15 protein-coding genes and 1 pseudogene are annotated in these 15,209 nt (G+C 68.0%); 6 read left to right on the forward strand and 10 right to left on the reverse strand.

Annotated features, from left to right (window positions below; translation table 11 throughout):
* Positions 1–97 precede the first annotated feature (97 nt).
* Positions 98–910, reverse strand: a complete 813-nt coding sequence (locus GKZ92_RS10590) for an ABC transporter permease (protein WP_035752301.1) — start codon at positions 908–910, stop codon at positions 98–100.
* Positions 907–1,821 carry an ABC transporter ATP-binding protein gene (locus tag GKZ92_RS10595; protein WP_196222040.1) on the reverse strand — a complete coding sequence of 305 codons (915 nt, stop codon included), beginning with the start codon at positions 1,819–1,821 and terminating at the stop codon, positions 907–909. Before GKZ92_RS10595 ends, GKZ92_RS10590 begins: the two co-directional genes overlap by 4 nt.
* A 135-nt stretch (positions 1,822–1,956) precedes the next feature.
* Between GKZ92_RS10595 and GKZ92_RS10600 the strand changes: the two genes are divergently transcribed.
* Both GKZ92_RS10600 and GKZ92_RS10605 read left to right on the forward strand, forming a co-directional pair.
* Positions 1,957–3,117 carry a sensor histidine kinase gene (locus GKZ92_RS10600; RefSeq protein WP_155225238.1) on the forward strand — a complete coding sequence of 387 codons (1,161 nt, stop codon included), beginning with the start codon at positions 1,957–1,959 and terminating at the stop codon, positions 3,115–3,117.
* Positions 3,114–3,764, forward strand: coding sequence for a response regulator (locus tag GKZ92_RS10605; RefSeq protein ID WP_006360945.1), 651 nt, complete (start codon positions 3,114–3,116; stop codon positions 3,762–3,764). Before GKZ92_RS10600 ends, GKZ92_RS10605 begins: the two co-directional genes overlap by 4 nt.
* On the opposite strand, the gene GKZ92_RS10610 is transcribed toward GKZ92_RS10605, so the two are convergent.
* Positions 3,739–4,734, reverse strand: a complete 996-nt coding sequence (locus GKZ92_RS10610) for an arsenic resistance protein (RefSeq protein ID WP_196222041.1) — start codon at positions 4,732–4,734, stop codon at positions 3,739–3,741. The genes GKZ92_RS10605 and GKZ92_RS10610 overlap by 26 nt on opposite strands.
* Positions 4,735–4,801: 67 nt before the next feature.
* Here GKZ92_RS10610 and GKZ92_RS10615 point away from each other — a divergent pair, with 67 nt between their 5' ends.
* Positions 4,802–5,512 (forward strand): CPBP family intramembrane glutamic endopeptidase, encoded by a 711-nt coding sequence (locus GKZ92_RS10615; protein WP_006360947.1) that lies wholly within the window; start codon positions 4,802–4,804, stop codon positions 5,510–5,512.
* Positions 5,513–5,523: 11 nt separating this feature from the next.
* On the opposite strand, the gene upp is transcribed toward GKZ92_RS10615, so the two are convergent.
* The 5 genes from upp to GKZ92_RS10640 form a co-directional block, all read right to left on the reverse strand.
* Complete coding sequence (gene upp / locus GKZ92_RS10620) at positions 5,524–6,153, reverse strand: uracil phosphoribosyltransferase (RefSeq protein WP_035752308.1); 630 nt, start codon at positions 6,151–6,153, stop codon at positions 5,524–5,526.
* Between the two features lie 20 nt (positions 6,154–6,173).
* Positions 6,174–7,445 (reverse strand): URC4/urg3 family protein, encoded by a 1,272-nt coding sequence (locus GKZ92_RS10625; protein WP_006357514.1) that lies wholly within the window; start codon positions 7,443–7,445, stop codon positions 6,174–6,176.
* Positions 7,442–8,692 (reverse strand): GTP cyclohydrolase II, encoded by a 1,251-nt coding sequence (locus GKZ92_RS10630; protein WP_006357515.1) that lies wholly within the window; start codon positions 8,690–8,692, stop codon positions 7,442–7,444. The genes GKZ92_RS10625 and GKZ92_RS10630 overlap by 4 nt, the downstream gene beginning before the upstream one ends.
* A 189-nt stretch (positions 8,693–8,881) precedes the next feature.
* Positions 8,882–11,110 (reverse strand): catalase/peroxidase HPI, encoded by a 2,229-nt coding sequence (gene katG / locus GKZ92_RS10635; RefSeq protein ID WP_035752311.1) that lies wholly within the window; start codon positions 11,108–11,110, stop codon positions 8,882–8,884.
* Positions 11,111–11,214: 104 nt separating this feature from the next.
* Positions 11,215–11,634: a Fur family transcriptional regulator gene (locus GKZ92_RS10640; RefSeq protein ID WP_035752313.1), complete on the reverse strand. Its 420-nt coding sequence runs from the start codon at positions 11,632–11,634 to the stop codon at positions 11,215–11,217.
* Positions 11,635–11,763: 129 nt separating this feature from the next.
* Here GKZ92_RS10640 and GKZ92_RS10645 point away from each other — a divergent pair, with 129 nt between their 5' ends.
* Entirely contained in the window at positions 11,764–12,660 is an 897-nt protein-coding gene (locus GKZ92_RS10645) for a hypothetical protein (protein ID WP_035752315.1), read from the forward strand.
* Between the two features lie 4 nt (positions 12,661–12,664).
* Here the strand turns inward: GKZ92_RS10645 and GKZ92_RS10650 are convergent, their stop codons facing one another.
* Entirely contained in the window at positions 12,665–13,219 is a 555-nt protein-coding gene (locus GKZ92_RS10650; protein WP_035752317.1) for a DUF4334 domain-containing protein, read from the reverse strand.
* A gap of 49 nt (positions 13,220–13,268) precedes the next feature.
* Positions 13,269–14,170, reverse strand: a pseudogene (locus GKZ92_RS10655) (hypothetical protein).
* Between the two features lie 105 nt (positions 14,171–14,275).
* Here GKZ92_RS10655 and GKZ92_RS10660 point away from each other — a divergent pair.
* Together GKZ92_RS10660 and GKZ92_RS10665 are read left to right on the forward strand one after the other, a co-directional pair.
* A complete protein-coding gene (locus GKZ92_RS10660) occupies positions 14,276–14,707 on the forward strand; it encodes a PPOX class F420-dependent oxidoreductase (protein WP_035752319.1) in 432 nt (143 codons plus the stop codon).
* Positions 14,708–14,771: 64 nt separating this feature from the next.
* A complete protein-coding gene (locus GKZ92_RS10665) occupies positions 14,772–15,209 on the forward strand; it encodes a VOC family protein (RefSeq protein WP_035752321.1) in 438 nt (145 codons plus the stop codon).

Here is a 15,209-nt window from a genome sequence, read left to right on the forward strand (position 1 = left end):
TGCCCACTTCGGCCCAATACTGCTCCCGCACGGTTACCGCCGGCGACGTCGAGCCGCCGGCGGTTGGTCGTTGCGTGCCTGATCCGGGCGAGTTGTCCTACTTCACCTCCGACCGCATGACCCGCAGCACTCCGACGCCGAGGGGCAGAGCGATCCAGATCAGGCCCGACACCAGCAGTCGGGCCCATTCGCCGCCGGTGGCCCATTCGCCGGACTGGAAGGGCATGTTGGTCAGGGTGGTGTCGACCCACTGGCCGAGGTTGTTCTTGAACCAGGGGACCAGTTCGCTGACCACCGACAAGGCGGTCGGGAGCGCGAAGTACGCGACGATGGCTCCCGGGGTGTTGAGGATCAGCGCTGCGAAACCGAAACCGAGCAGCAGCCCGAACGCCTGGATCGCAAAGGAATTGACGAAGCCGGCCATGCTGAGCCCCCAGGACCCGGCCGGGTCGGCGAAGGCGATGGCGGCGATACCGTTCCCGACGATCCCGAGGACCAGCGCCACCGCGACCGCGGCCACCGCGGTGATCAGCGACGCGACCAGTTTCGCGCCGATGATCCTTTCCCGTCGGGGTTCGAGTGTGAAAGTCGTGAGCGCGGTGCGTTGGCTCCACTCGCCGGTGACCAGGAGGATCGCCAGGATCGGCAGGATGATCGCGGTGGGAATGTTCATCATCCCGAAGAACTCTCCGAGGTTGAGGTTCTCGGGGTTGTTCCGGTTGGCGATGAGCATCGCGACCATGACGATCGCCGCGAGGACGCCGATCGACGCGGTCAGCCAGAAGCCGGCCCGGGTGTCGACGAGCTTGCGGAGTTCGACCCGCACCAGGCGCGCGAACGGGATTCCTGGGCGCGTGACGTCGATACCCGCCGTCGGTGCGAGCGGTGTGCTGAAGTCGGCGATGGTCATCGGAGGGCTCCTTCGAGGGTGGGCTGCTCGCGCTGCGTATCGGAGGTCAGCTGCAAGAACATGGCTTCGAGTTGTGCACCGTCGGCGGGACGCAACTCGGTGAGGACGACGCCGACCGCAGCCGCGGCGCGGCCGACCTCCACGGGCTCGGCGTCCACGTCGAGTCCTCCGGATGCATGGGGGCGGGCGATGATCTGGGCCGCGGTCAGTGCTCGCAACAGCGCTTCGTCGTCGAGTGAGTGGACACGCGACCCCGCGCCGGCGAGCAGTTCGGCCTTGGTGCCCTGCGCGACGATCCGGCCGTTGCCGATGACGACGATGTCGTCGGCGATGATCTCGATCTCGTGGAGCAGATGCGAGGACAGCAGAACCGTGCCACCTCGATCGGCGTAGTCGCGCAACAGGGTTCGCATCCAGTGGATTCCGGCCGGGTCGAGCCCGTTGGCCGGTTCGTCGAGGATCAGGACCTTGGGATCGCCGAGCAGGGCCGCTGCGATACCGAGCCTCTGGCGCATGCCCAGGGAGTAGTTGCGGACCCGACGGCCCGCCTCCTCCGGCGTGAGGCTGACCATCTCGAGCATCTCGTCGACGCGGTCCCGGTTGATGCCCATCGTCATCGCGGCGAGGCGGAGGATCTCGGCGCCGGTCCGTCCGGCATGCTGTGCCGACGCGTCGAGCAGGACGCCGACCTGCGTGGCCGGGTTCGGGATGGTCCGGTAGTCGACGCCGTAGAGGTGCGCGACCCCGGAGGTCGCCGGGGTGAGCCCGGCGATGATGCGCATGGTCGTCGACTTGCCGGCGCCGTTCGGGCCGAGGAAGCCGGTGACCTGTCCCGGTCGGCAGGTGAAGGACACGTCGTCGACCGCTACGTGGTCGCCATACCTTTTCGTGAGGTTCTGCACTGTGATCATGGGTCTCATGGTCGTCGGCGCAGGTGATCACCCGCATCGGTCACCGGTCCACAGCTACATCAGCCGAAAGTCGTAGACGTGTCGTATCCGATGGTCGGAGGTCGCGCCGGAACTGTCCGACTAGCGTGAACGGATGTGAAACCCGAGCAGTACCAACCCCCGCTCACCTGGGCCGGTCACGCGTGGCGACTCGCGCTGATGCTGCTGGTGTCCGCGGCCGTGTTCAGCACCCGCGCCGGATACCTGTGGAACGAGGTGCGCTGGTGGTTTTTCGCCGACCTCGCACTCGGCGTGGCGTCGTACACGGCGGTCTGGTGGCGGCGTCGGTATCCCGTTGCGGTGACCGTGTTCACCAACCTCGCGGGGATCGTGTCGACGACGTCGCTCGGACCGGCGACCCTCTCGTTGGTGTCGATGGCGACCCGCCGGCGGTGGGTCGAGATCATCCCGCTGACGCTCCTGTGCGTGGTCGCGAATGTGGTCGCGTCGCAGTTCTTCTCGACCCCCGCCGAGCAGAACGACCCGGCGATCGTGGTGTTCGCCGTCGTCGTCGCCATCACCGCGGCGATGGTGTCCTGGGGTATGTACATCGGCTCGCGACGCGAACTCCTCGCGAGCTGGCGGGCCAGGGCTCTCGCGTCGGAAGCCGAGCAACAGGCCAAGGTGCAGCAGGCCCGATCGTTGGAGCGTGCGCGGATCGCGCGCGAGATGCACGACATTCTCGCCCACCGGATCTCGGCGATGAGCATGTCGGCCGGGGCACTGGCCTACCGGACGGACCTGACCGGTGAGCAGGTGCGCGAGACGGCACGCACGATCCAGGAGACCTCACACCTCGCGCTCACCGAGTTGCGCGAAGTGCTCGGAGTACTACGGGAGGGCCCGGGCGACGCCGCGCCGGAAGAACCGCAGAACGCACCCGACCTGATGGCGCTCGTCGACGAGGCACAGCGGCTGGGGATGCGGGTCGACGCCAGGTGTGAGATCGATGTCGCCGCACTGTCTCCGGCGATCGCCCGCACGCTCTACCGCTGTGTGCAGGAGGCCCTGACCAACGCCCGCCGACACTCGCCGAGCGCGCCGGTCACGATGCACATCCGCGGTGGCCCCGACCACGGCGTCGACCTCCTCGTCGAGAACCCGTTGCCGCTGACGGCCGGAGCCGCCTCACCCGCCCCGGGTTACGGCCTGGTCGGACTCGCCGAGCGCGTCGGCCTGCACGGTGGGCGGCAGTCGGCGACCGTCAGCGACGACAAGAGATTCTTGCTGCACGTCTGGCTACCGTGGCAGTCATGACCGCACGCATCATGATCGTCGACGACGACCCGCTCGTCCGATCGGGACTCCGGCTCCTCCTCGGGGGCGACGCCGAGCTCGACATCGTCGCCGAAGCAGGCAACGGGCAGGAAGCCCTCGACAGCCATCGCGACGATCCGGTCGACCTGATCCTGATGGACCTGCGCATGCCGGTTCTCGACGGCATCGAGGCCACCGGACGATTCAAGGCACTGCCGGCGCCGCCGGCGGTGATCGTGCTGACCACCTTCGACGCCGACGACTTCGTGGTACGCGCGCTCGCCATGGGCGCCGACGGCTTTCTCCTCAAGGACACCGCGCCCGACCAGATCGTCGCAGCCATCCACAACGTGCTCGCCGGGCAACCCGCGCTGAGTCCCTCGGTCACCGCCGCGTTGATCAAGCAGGTTGTTGACGGCGGGGGAGCCCGATCATTCTCTGCCACAACCCGTATCGAGTCGCTCACCGCCCGGGAGCACGACGTCGCCGTCGAACTCGCGCGGGGGGCGTCGAACGCGGAGATCGCCGACCGGCTCTACATGAGCCTCGCGACGGTCAAGGCGCACATCTCGCACATCTTCACCAAGCTCGACGCCTCGAACCGCGTCCAGGTCGCGATCCTCATGCACGACGCCGGAGTGGTCTGAGAGCGCCCCGACGTGCCGCACGGCTGAACGCCCACACGAGGAGCACCATCCCGATCAGCTCGACGAGCGTCTGGGTGATCACCGTCGCCGCGGCCAGCTCGGCGCCGACCGGAAGCGCCAGTGCCAGCGGGAGCACCACGAGCGAATTGCGGGTCGCGCCAGAGAACACGACGGCTGTCCCGGACGCCGGTGAGAGGTGAAGGGCGCGGGCGACGCCGAGCCCGACGATCGCCATGAGGATCAGGAACAGGACGTAGACCGGGATGACGCCGGCGATGTCGTCGAAACGGGAATCGATCCGCGGGACCTGCGATCCGACAGCGGTGACAAGCACCGCCATCATCAGCGGGACCATCGTCACCGACACCGCGTCGCCGGTACGACGCCCGACATCGCTCCGGACGGCCCATGCCTGCGAGAGCCAGGCCAAGACCAGGGGGAGGGCGATGAGAACCGCGAATGCCCACAGGAACGGCTCCGGATCGAGCGCTGCCCGGTCCTCGCCGAGCAGGAGTGTCAGATACACCGGGACGATGAGCATCTGGGCGAGCAACAGCAGCGGCGTCGCCGCGAGCAGGCGCTGCCGGTCACCCCCGGCGAGACCGGCGAAGACGACGACGTAGTCGACGCACGGACACAACAGCACCAGCAGCGCACCAATCCGGATGGCGTCATCAGCCGGTAGAAGGGGAGACAACGCCCAGACCACGAGCGGCACGAGAACGAAGTTCACCGCCAGCACCACCGCCAGAAACCTTCGGTCGCGCAGCGAGGCAACGAGATCTGTCGCCCTGACCTGGAGGAAGGTGGCGAAGAGGAGAGCGGCCAGCAACGGGGTGACCGCCACGTCCATCGACTCGGCCGCCGACGGCACCGTCAGCCCGAACGTCAGGCCCACGCCGATCGCGAGGAGATACAGCGCGACCTGATGTCGTTCGAGACGTTCGGGAACGCGGACGGTGTCGGGCACGGCACCATTCTGGGCCACCGGGCGTCGATCGGCGCCACGGGCCGCGGTACTGCGCGACACTCGACGGATGACCGCACCGTCCCGACGCCACGACGTGGCTCTGCTCGTCGTGATCGTCGCGGCCCTGATCGCGGTCAACGTCGCGGCTCACCGCTCGAGTGGCGTGTTCGCGGTGCTGATCATCCCGGTGGCGGCGATCCTCTTGCTGCTCATAGCGCGGCTCGGCGGACTCGACTGGCGCGAACTGGGACTGAGCCGCGCCGAACTGCGCGCGGGTGTCCCGTTCGCCGTCGCCTCGGTGATCGTCGTGGCGGCGATCGTGTCGACCGCCGTCGCGATCCCGGCGACCCGTGACTTCTTCCTCTCGGACCGCTACGACGACACATCCGAGGCGTTGCTGGCCGCGTTCGTCGTCATCCCGCTACAGACCGCCATCCCCGAGGAACTGATGTTCCGCGGCGTCCTGCAGGGAACCCTCGGCCGGTTGTGCGGTCCGACCGGGACCCTTGTCTACGGCGCCGTCGCCTTCGGACTGTGGCACATCCTGTCCTCGACGGGACTCACCGAAGGAAACGAAGGACTCAGCGACACCCTCGGGTCGGGCACCGTCGCGCAGGTCGCCGGGATCGCTGGTGCGGTTGTCGCGACCGGCCTCGCGGGCTTCGTTCTCGGTTGGCTACGGCAGCGCACCACGAGTCTCCTCGCCCCCATCGCCTTGCACTGGGCCCTCAACGCCACCGGCGCGATCGGTGCCGCGGTGGCGTGGCAGGTCTCCTGACCGGCGTGCGCTCACGCCGTCCCGAAGACCCGATCACCCACATCCCCGAGGCCGGGTCGGATGAATCCGTCGGCGTCGAGTTCGCGGTCGATCCCGGCGGTGTAGACGGGAACCTCGGGATGTGCCCGGTGCAGGACGTCGATGCCTTCCGGACAGGCGACGAGGCACATGAACTTGATCGATCGCGGCGCGTACTCCTTGATCCGGTCGATCGCCGCGACCGCCGAAAAGCCGGTCGCGAGAAGGGGATCGACGATCACTACATCGCGCTCGTCCAAATCCGGCGGCATCTTGAAGTAGTACTCGACCACGACCATCGTCTTGGGGTCGCGATAGAGGCCGATGTGGCCGACCCGCGCGCCCGGCACGACGGTGAGCATGCCGTCGGCGATCCCGGCGCCGGCACGCAGGACCGCCGCGAACACCAGCTTCTTGCCGTCGATCACGCTCGCCGTGGTGGTCTCCAGCGGTGTGTCGATGGTGATCTCGTGCATGGGGATGTCCCGCAGCACGTCGTAGGCCATGAGGGTGGAGATCTCGTTCAGCAGGCGCCGGAAGTCGTTGGTGGACGTGTCTTTCCGGCGCATCAGGGTGAGCTTGTGCTGCACCAGTGGATGGTCGATGACGGCGACGGTGCCCATGGGTTCCCCTATCGTGGTTCTCAGAAGACGGTTCCGGTGCTGCGGATCGACAAGGGCGGCAGCCCGTTCCGCAGGCGGGTGGCCAGGACCCGGCCGGCCGCCCAGGTTCCGCCCTCGAGGATGCAGGCCAGCGGCATCGTCGCCGCGTCGGTCCCGAGCCGTTCGCGGACGAGTCCGGCGATCTCGTCGAGCAGGGCGACGGTGAGGGCACGCCATTCGATGACGATCTGGTCGCCGACCTCCCATTCGACGTCGGCCCAGTCCTCGTCCCGAAGTGTGAGCACGCCGGTGTCGAGGAAGAGTCCACCGTTGCGGTACTCGGGGAGACCCGTCAGCTCGTCGAGGCCGGTGACCTCGACGCCGGACCAGAGGAACGGTTCCAGCAGCGAGTAGGTCAGCCACTGGGACAGCTTGTGGAACGGGATCCACCCGGCGGTGAGACCCGGTCCGGTCACTGCGCGGTGAGGCCAGCAATCGCCCAGCGGCACGGACCCGATCCTGTTGTCCGACGGCCAGATCGGGCCGAGGTGAGTCAGCACGGCGCCGAGGATCTCGGCAGCGGTCACCGTTCCGCGACCGTCCGCGGTCAGGTGATCGAACAGCCGTCCGGGCCGGCCGTCGGGGCCGAACACCGTCGGCTCATCGGCGAGGACGTCGCCCAGCCGACGCAACAGTTCGACGCGACCCGCCAATCCGGTGAGCGGATTGGTGGGGGAGACCTGGAAGGCGCCGCCCAAACTCTCGATCGTCACCGCACGGAGGCCGGCCGCGTCGACGCGGAGGGGTTGCGCCGCATCGTCGGAGAACAACCCGGCGGTGAACGCCTGCCAGCTGGCGACGCCGAGTCCTTCCGAGCGGGTCAGGACCAGGCCGCTCGACTCCTCACGATAGGACCACTCGGGACCGGCCCCGGCGTCCAGGAGCACGCTGACCAGGACGACGTCGATGAGTGCACGGGTGTGGTCGGGGGAGTTCGTCGACGGTAGTGCGTCACGAAGCGCTCCGAGCCGGTCGACGCCGCCGGCCTCGAAATGGCGCCAGCGACTGTGGAATGGGATCGTGCCGTCGGGATAGCGACCGCGGGTCGTCTCGACGACGATGTCCGCAGCGACACCGAGGGCATCGTCGTGAACCGTGAACCAGGGGGACCGGCCGTCGCGGGCACGCTCGAGGAGCCGGCGCGAACGCTCGCGAACCGCGGTGCTCGTTCGCAGCAGCGCGGCCGCGGCGACGTCATTGTCGGGTGTCCTCGCGGACCGGTCGGCGGTGCCGTTCCGCACGGTGCCGCTCACTCGAGCCCCCGGCCCTTGACCTTTCGCAACGCCTCGGCGTCGGGCACGGGTCCCGGGGTGAAGTAGCCGGCGGCCATCTTGGCGTCGATCTCCACCCGGGCATCGGCCGGGACCAGCTCATCGGGGATGTTGACCCGCTCGCCGACCTCGATGCCCGAGCCGGTGATCGCGTCGTACTTCATGTTGCTCATCGAGACGAGCCGGTGGATCTTGGTGATCCCGAACCAGTGCAGCACATCGGGCATGAGTTCCTGGAAGCGCATGTCCTGAACTCCGGCAACACATTCCGTGCGGGCGAAGTACTGGTCGGCGGTGTCGCCGCCTTCCTGTCGCTTGCGGGCGTTGTAGACGAGGAACTTCGTCACCTCGCCCAGTGCGCGCCCTTCCTTGCGGGAGTAGGCGACCAGGCCCACGCCTCCGCGCTGGGTGCCGCGGATGCACTCCTCGATCGCGTGCGTGAGGTACGGGCGACAGGTGCAGATGTCCGATCCGAACACGTCCGAGCCGTTGCACTCGTCGTGGACGCGGGCGGTCAGCTCGACCGTTGGATCGGCGAGATCACGGGCATCGCCGAAGACGTAGACGGTCTGGCCGCCGATGGGTGGCAGGAAGACCTCCAGGTCCGATCGCGTGACGAGTTCGGGATACATGCCCCCGGTTTCCTCGAACAGCACCCGCCGCAGCTCGGCCTCGGAACAGCCGAAGCGCTCGGCGACACCGGGCAGATGCCACACCGGCTCGACCGCGGCCTTGGTGACCAGGGCGGCGCCGCTCGGGAGCAGCAGCTTGCCGTCGGGGACGAGCCGCCCCTTCTCGATGGCCTCGGCGATCTCGGGGAGGATGACGTGCGCCTTGGTGACCGCGATGGTCGGTCGGATGTCGTAGCCGGCGGCGATCTTGTCGGGGAAGCTCTCGGCGACCGTCGCTCCCCAGGGATCGAGCGAGACGATCGCCTTCGGATCTCCCCATTGCGGATACGGTCCGATGTGGTCGGTCGGGGAGGTGTTGGTCAGATCCGCGCGATGGTCGCGGGCCAGCGCACCGGCGGCCACCGCCAGCGCACGGTAGACGCTGTACGACCCGCTGTGGGTGCCGATCACGTTGCGGTGAGCGCGAACTCCGGTCGTCCCGATGACCGGCCCGCGCTCGGCCGCGGTGGGTGCCCCCCAGTGGATGGGCGGGGCGTCGACTCCGCCGCTGTGCGAGGTCAGTCGGATGTGCCCCAGGGATTTGTGCTCGCCGGACATCGCGATCTCCTTCTGTCACGACGGTCATCCGCCACCTCGAGGAAAGCGCCAGCATAGTTCCGAATTCGCGATCGTGCCGGGCGGAACGACTGCGTTCCTCGGAGACGACGATGCGGTGACACCCGGGTCGGATAACACCGCATCGTCGTGTGAGAGGCGATCAGCGAGTCAGCTGACCGACGGATCGGCTCAGACGTCGAACCGGTCCAGGTTCATGACCTTGTCCCACGCCGCGACGAAGTCCTTGACGAACTTCTCCTCGGCGTCGTCGGAGGCGTACACCTCGGCCAGGGCGCGCAGCTGCGAGTTCGAGCTGAACGCCAGGTCGACGCGGCTGCCGGTCCAGGTCTGTTCACCGGTTGCGCGGTCGGTGCCGACGAAGACGTTCTCGTCGTCGGTCTTCGACCACTTGGTGGACATGTCGAGCAGGTTGACGAAGTAGTCGTTCGTCAGCACGCCCGGCTTGTCGGTGAGCACACCGAGTGCCGAGTTCTGGTAATTGGCACCGAGCACGCGCAGGCCGCCGATGAGGGCGGTCATCTCCGGCGCGCTCACGGTGAGCAGATTCGCCCGGTCGAGCAGCGTGAACTCGGCCGGCTGTGAGGCACCCCGCTTGCCGTTGTCACTGCCGAGGTAGTTGCGGAAACCGTCCGCGGTGGGCTCGAGGTATGCGAACGAGTCGACGTCGATGTCGTCCTGCGCCACGTCGGTGCGGCCCGGCGTGAACGGCACGGTGACGTCGACTCCCGCATCGCGAGCTGCCTTCTCGATGGCGGCGACGCCACCGAGGACGACGAGGTCGGCGAAGGAGATCTTCGCGCCCGCCTCACCGGTGAACGACTCGGCGATGCCCTCCAGCGTCGCGACGATGTCGGCGAGTTCGGTGGGCTCGTTGGCCTCCCAGCTCGCCTGCGGTTGCAGACGGAGGCGACCTCCGTTGGCGCCGCCGCGGAAGTCGCTGCCGCGGAACGACGATGCGGCCGCCCATGCGGTCTTCACCAGCTGCGAGACCGACAGGCCCGACCCGAGTAGCGCAACCTTCAGTGCGGCGATGTCTGCCTCGGAGACGAGCGGTCCCTCGTGCACCGGCACGTTGTCCTGCCAGTCGTAGGTGACGTCGGGAACCAGCGGTCCGCGGTAGCGGATCGCGGGTCCCATGTCGCGGTGGAGCAGCTTGAACCAGGCCTTGGCGAACTCCTCGGCCAGCTCCTCCGGGTGATCCAGCCAGCGGCGGGTGATCTTCCCGTACTCGGGGTCATAACGGAGTGCGAGGTCGCTGGTCAGCATCGACGGGTGGGTCTTGCCGTCACCGAAGGCCATCGGCACGGTGCCCACGCCGGCGCCGTCCTTGGGACGCCACTGGTTGGCGCCCGCCGGGCTCTTGTACAGCTCCCACTCGTAGCCGTAGAGGGTCTCCAGGAAGGCGTTGTCCCACTGGGTCGGGGTCGGGTTCCAGGTCACCTCGAGACCACTCGTGATGGTGTCGGCACCGTTGCCCTCGCCGTGCGAGCTCCGCCAGCCGAGACCGGCGTCCTCGAGTGCGGCGGCCTCCGGCTCGGGACCGACCTGGCTCGCATCCCCGGCGCCGTGCGTCTTGCCGAAAGTGTGACCGCCGACGATGAGTGCCGCGGTCTCGACGTCGTTCATCGCCATCCGGGCGAAGGTGTCCCGGATGTCGGCGGCCGATCCCAGGACGTCTGGATTGCCTTCGGGTCCTTCGGGATTGACGTAGATGAGACCCATCTGCACAGCGGCCAGCGGCTTCTCGAGTTCGCGGTCACCGGAGTACCGCTGATCGGCCAGCCATTCGAGTTCGGGACCCCAGTAGACGTCATCGGGTTCCCACTCGTCGACGCGGCCGAAGGCGAAGCCCGCGGTCTCGAATCCCATCGACTCGAGTGCGACGTTCCCGGCGAAGACCAGCAGGTCGGCCCACGAGACGGCCTGGCCGTACTTCTTCTTGATCGGCCACAGCAGACGACGCGCCTTGTCGAGGTTGGCATTGTCCGGCCAGCTGTTGAGCGGCGCGAAGCGCTGCATACCGGCCCCGGCGCCACCGCGTCCGTCCCGGACGCGGTAGGTGCCCGCCGCGTGCCACGACATGCGCACCATCAGGCCGCCGTAGTGGCCGAAGTCCGCGGGCCACCAGTCCTGCGAATCGGTCATCAGGGCGATCAGGTCTGCCTTGAGGGCCTCGACATCGAGGCCCTTGAGGGCCTCGTCGTAGTCGAAGTCGGCGTCGAGCGGGTTCACGACATCCGGATTGTGCTGCAGTATCTTGAGATTCAACTGGTTCGGCCACCAGTCACGGTTTCCGCCGCCCTCGGTGGGCTGCTTGGCCTGGCCGTGCATGACCGGGCAACCGCCGGCGGGCGGTTGCGTGTTGGCCTCGGCGATCGGCGGGTGTTCTTGCGCCATGTCATTCCTTTCGGGAAATGGTGATGGTGGCTGGGCGCAGCCTTGATCCCGCCCGGTCCACAGATGTGGACCGGGCGGTCAGGTGTGGTCGGATCTTCGGTGGTTCAGGCCTGGCAGTCGGGACAGAGGCCCCAGTAGACGACCTCGGCCTCGTCGATGACGAAGCCCTGGTCGTTGGACGCGGTCAGGCACGGAGCTGCGCCGACGGCACAGTCGACGTCCCCGATCGCACCGCACGAGCGGCAGACCACGTGGTGGTGGTTGTCGCCGATCCGGGACTCGTAGCGAGCCACGTGCCCCGACGGCTGGATCCGCCGGATGAGACCGGCAGATGTCAACGCGGCCAACACGTCATAGACGGTCTGCTGGGAGACGTCGGCGAGTTCGGCTCTCGTGGAGCCGAGCACGGTGTCGGTGTCGGCATGGGGGTGTGCATGCACCGCACGCATGACCGCGACCCGCGGGCGGGTGACGCGGAGTCGAGCCGAGCGCAGCCGGGTGGCGCAGTCGTCGTCGGTGAGCATGTGGACGAGTATGCACCCATTTCTGGAACTGTTCAAGTTTAGGCCGCCGTGATGTGTCGGATGACGGGCAGTCGGAGACGTACGATCGGCTCATGTGGAAGCGACATCCTGCCGGTCGCGGGTGATGTGATGTCCCGGTACGACGAAACCGTCGACGAACTCTACGGCCTGACGCCGGACCTGTTCGTGAAGCGACGAAACGAGATCGCCAAGGAGGTCAAGGCCGATGGCGAAACCTCTCTGGCCAAGGACATCTCGAAGTTGCGCAGGCCGACGCAGGCCGCCTGGGCGATCAACCAGTGGGTGCGCGCGAATCCCGACGACTGCGACCAGGTCACCTCGCTGGCCGCGGACCTGTCTGCGGCGCAACGGCGTTCGGCGGTCGACACGATGCGCGAACTGTCCCGTCGGCGCCAGGAGTTGATCAACGACTCCGCCGACGGCGTGGCCGGCACCGCCTCCTCGCTCGGAGTGCAGCTGTCCGACAGCGCGGTTCGCGAGGTCGCGACGACGCTGCGCGCCGCGATCGCCGACGCCGAGATCCTGGACGATCTCCGACGCGGACGCCTCGTCACCTCTGCGGAGTACAGCGGTTTCGGCCCCGCAGGGGTCTTCGTCGTTCCCGACCCGCCGGCCGAGTCGAAGCGCGCTGCCGGGCATGGTCGCGGTGCCGGCCCGGAGGATGTCGGCGAGGAGTCGGCCGACGAGGCCGGGAGTACAGATGAGGACGACCAGACCAGGCGTGAACTCGAGGCCCGGATCGCCCGGGCCGAGGACGACGAGCAGTCCGCGCGCGAAGGTCTCGGCGACGCGTCCTCCGCGGTGGACGAGGCGTCCGCGGAGGTCGACGAACTCGTCTCTCGGGCACGGGAACTCCGCGAGCAGTTGTCCCGCGTCGAGGACTCACTGCGCTTCGCGCGTCAGCGATTGTCGACCGCCGAGCAGGGCCGATCGGAGGCCAAGCTCGCACTCCGCGACGCGGTCTCCGAGGCGAACACGCTGAGAGCGGCGCTCGCCGATCTCTGAGTGTTCAGATCAACCGCAACGAATCGTCGCGTCGAAGTGCGAAGAAGTATGGTGCCGGCGAACCCTTGAGATCCATGGCGCCGATCACCGCGTCGTCGGAGATGCGGTGGAAGACATCGTTGATCGGCAACTGGTCGTAGACCATGGTTGCGTTGTCGGTGCCGCGATAGCGAGTGGTGCGCAGCCGTGCGCGCGCCTTGCGGGTCTGGCTCAGCAGTCGGGTGGCAGCGATCGGTGTCGCGAACGACATGGCCTTGACCTGAGGAGTCTTCTCCGCGACGGAGAGCCCGCTGAAGGCGATCGCCGGGTTCATCGCCCAGAGCGCGGTGTGGTCGCGGGTGGGGAAGAGCAGCGGGTGGACGGTCTCGGCGTCGACGAACTGCTTGCCCCACCATCCGCTGGCGGCGAGGAAGCCGTCGAGGGGATGGCCCGTCGGCAGCTCCGCGCCACGCCAGGTGCCGATCATGAACTCCGGGTCGATCGCGTCGCAGGAGTCGAACAGCTCGAGTGCCTCGGCGGTGTCGGTGGGAATGGTGGTCAGGATCTCGCGCACGTCCATGTCGCCGATCCTACGGCCAAAGACACAAATAGAGAAGAATGTTGCAATGTCAGGAGGTCGAACCTGCGGCAACTCCGCGCTGCGCGTCGTTGCCGTCGGGTTGGGAGGTGAGCCACGCGACCGCGAAGGCGCCCGCGATCGCACCGACGAAACCGACGTAGGCGAGCCACCCGAGTCCGTCGACGGCGCGGTCACCGAGGAACAGCACACCGATCACCGACGGAATGCCGACCTCGCCCACCACCAGAACGGCGGTGACGGCGTTGACCGGACCGAGCTGGAGCGCGACCGTCTGCACGTAGAACGCAAGGGCACCGGCGAGGGCGATGGTCCAGGCCGCCGGATCGGTCAGCAGCGCCGCGGGGTCGAATGGGTGCACGCCGTCGAGGACGCGCACCGCCACCGCGAGGGCGCCGTACATCGCGCCGGCGAGCGCCCCCGCGAGGATCGCGCCGCGCCTTCCGAGGAGGTGCACGACGATCAGGCCCACGACCGCGACCACCGTCGACACGATGAACAGAGCCCAGTGGAAGGCCATGTCGTGGGCGGTCGCGGCCTCATGCGACGCCGACGCGCCGAGCATGCAGAGTGAAGCGACGACGATGCCCATCGCGGCCAGGTCCCGGCCACGCAGCTTGGTCCCGAGCAGGACGCTGCCGAGAAGCGCGGTGACGATCAGGTTCCCGGCGACAATCGTCTGTGCGAGGAAGAGCGGGAGCAGCGTGCGGCGACGGCGCCACCGGCGAAACCGAGGACCACCATGAGGGTGCCGACGAGGAAGGCCGGGTCGCGGAAGGTGTCGAGCGTCGAACGCAACGACGGCCCGCCCTTGGCCGTGACACCGGCGGCGTCGGGTCCGGCGGCGTTCCGGGCGCCGAGTGCGCGAAGGACCGTCGACAGTCCATAGGCCACCGCGGCAAGCGATGCCGCCACTATTCCGATCGTGAACACCGTATGAAGGTATAGGCCCTCGTGGTCCGATGTCCGGGTTCCGCGCCGGGTCCGGTGCGTCCGTCGCGCCGGAATAGTCGCCGACCGAGGGCAGTTGCCCAGACCATGACCACCTCTGAGTACGACCCGCGCGACCTTCTCGCCGAATCACGTCTCGGTGTTCTCGCCACCATCAAGTCCTCCGGCCTGCCGCAGCTTTCGCCGGTGACCCCGTTCTACGACCGCGACGCGGACACGATCTACGTGTCGATGACCGAGGGACGGGCCAAGACGGTCAACCTCCGCCGCGATCCGCGCGCGGCGCTCGAGGTCACCGGACCCGACCGTTACACCTGGGCGACCGCAGAGGGCGATGTCACGCTGATCGGGCCGGGCGCCGATCCCCACGGCCCCGAGGTGGAGGCACTGGTCGACTACTACCGGAAGGCCGCCGGCCAGCACCCGGACTGGGATGAGTACCGCAGCGTGATGGTGTCGGATCGGCGCGTGTTGATGGTGATGTCGGTCAAGCGGGTGTACGGCGAGCGGCTTCGCTGATCCACGCCTGGGCTTCCTTGCGATGAGGACCGTGGCTGTCCTCGATGTAGGCCACAGTGGAGATATGACCAGAGAGATGCAGGTGACATTCGACTGTGCTGCTCCCGCGGCCCTTGCGGCGTTCTGGGCCGAGGTGCTCGGGTACCGGATCCAGGCGCCGCCCACGGGGTTCGACAGCTGGGACGCCGCGCTCGATGCGATGGGTGTCCCGCCGGAACGCAGGAACGACGCGTCTGCGGTCACCGACCCCGACGGTCGCGGTCCACGGATCTTCTTCCAGCGCGTGCCGGAAGGCAAGACAGCCAAGAACCGGGTACACCTCGACGTCCGGGCCGCATCCGGCCTGACCGGTGACGACCGCCTCGCCGCGCTCGAGGCGGAGTCGGCCCGCCTCGTGGTCCTGGGTGCAACTCGCGTTCGACGAGTTGAGCCGGAACCGCCTCTCGGTGCCGGGCACATCGTCATGCGTGATCCCGAGGGCAACGAATTCTGCCTGGACTGA

The organism is Gordonia sp. 135, assembly GCF_009720185.1.
Taxonomy (GTDB): Bacteria; Actinomycetota; Actinomycetes; order Mycobacteriales; family Mycobacteriaceae; genus Gordonia; species Gordonia alkanivorans.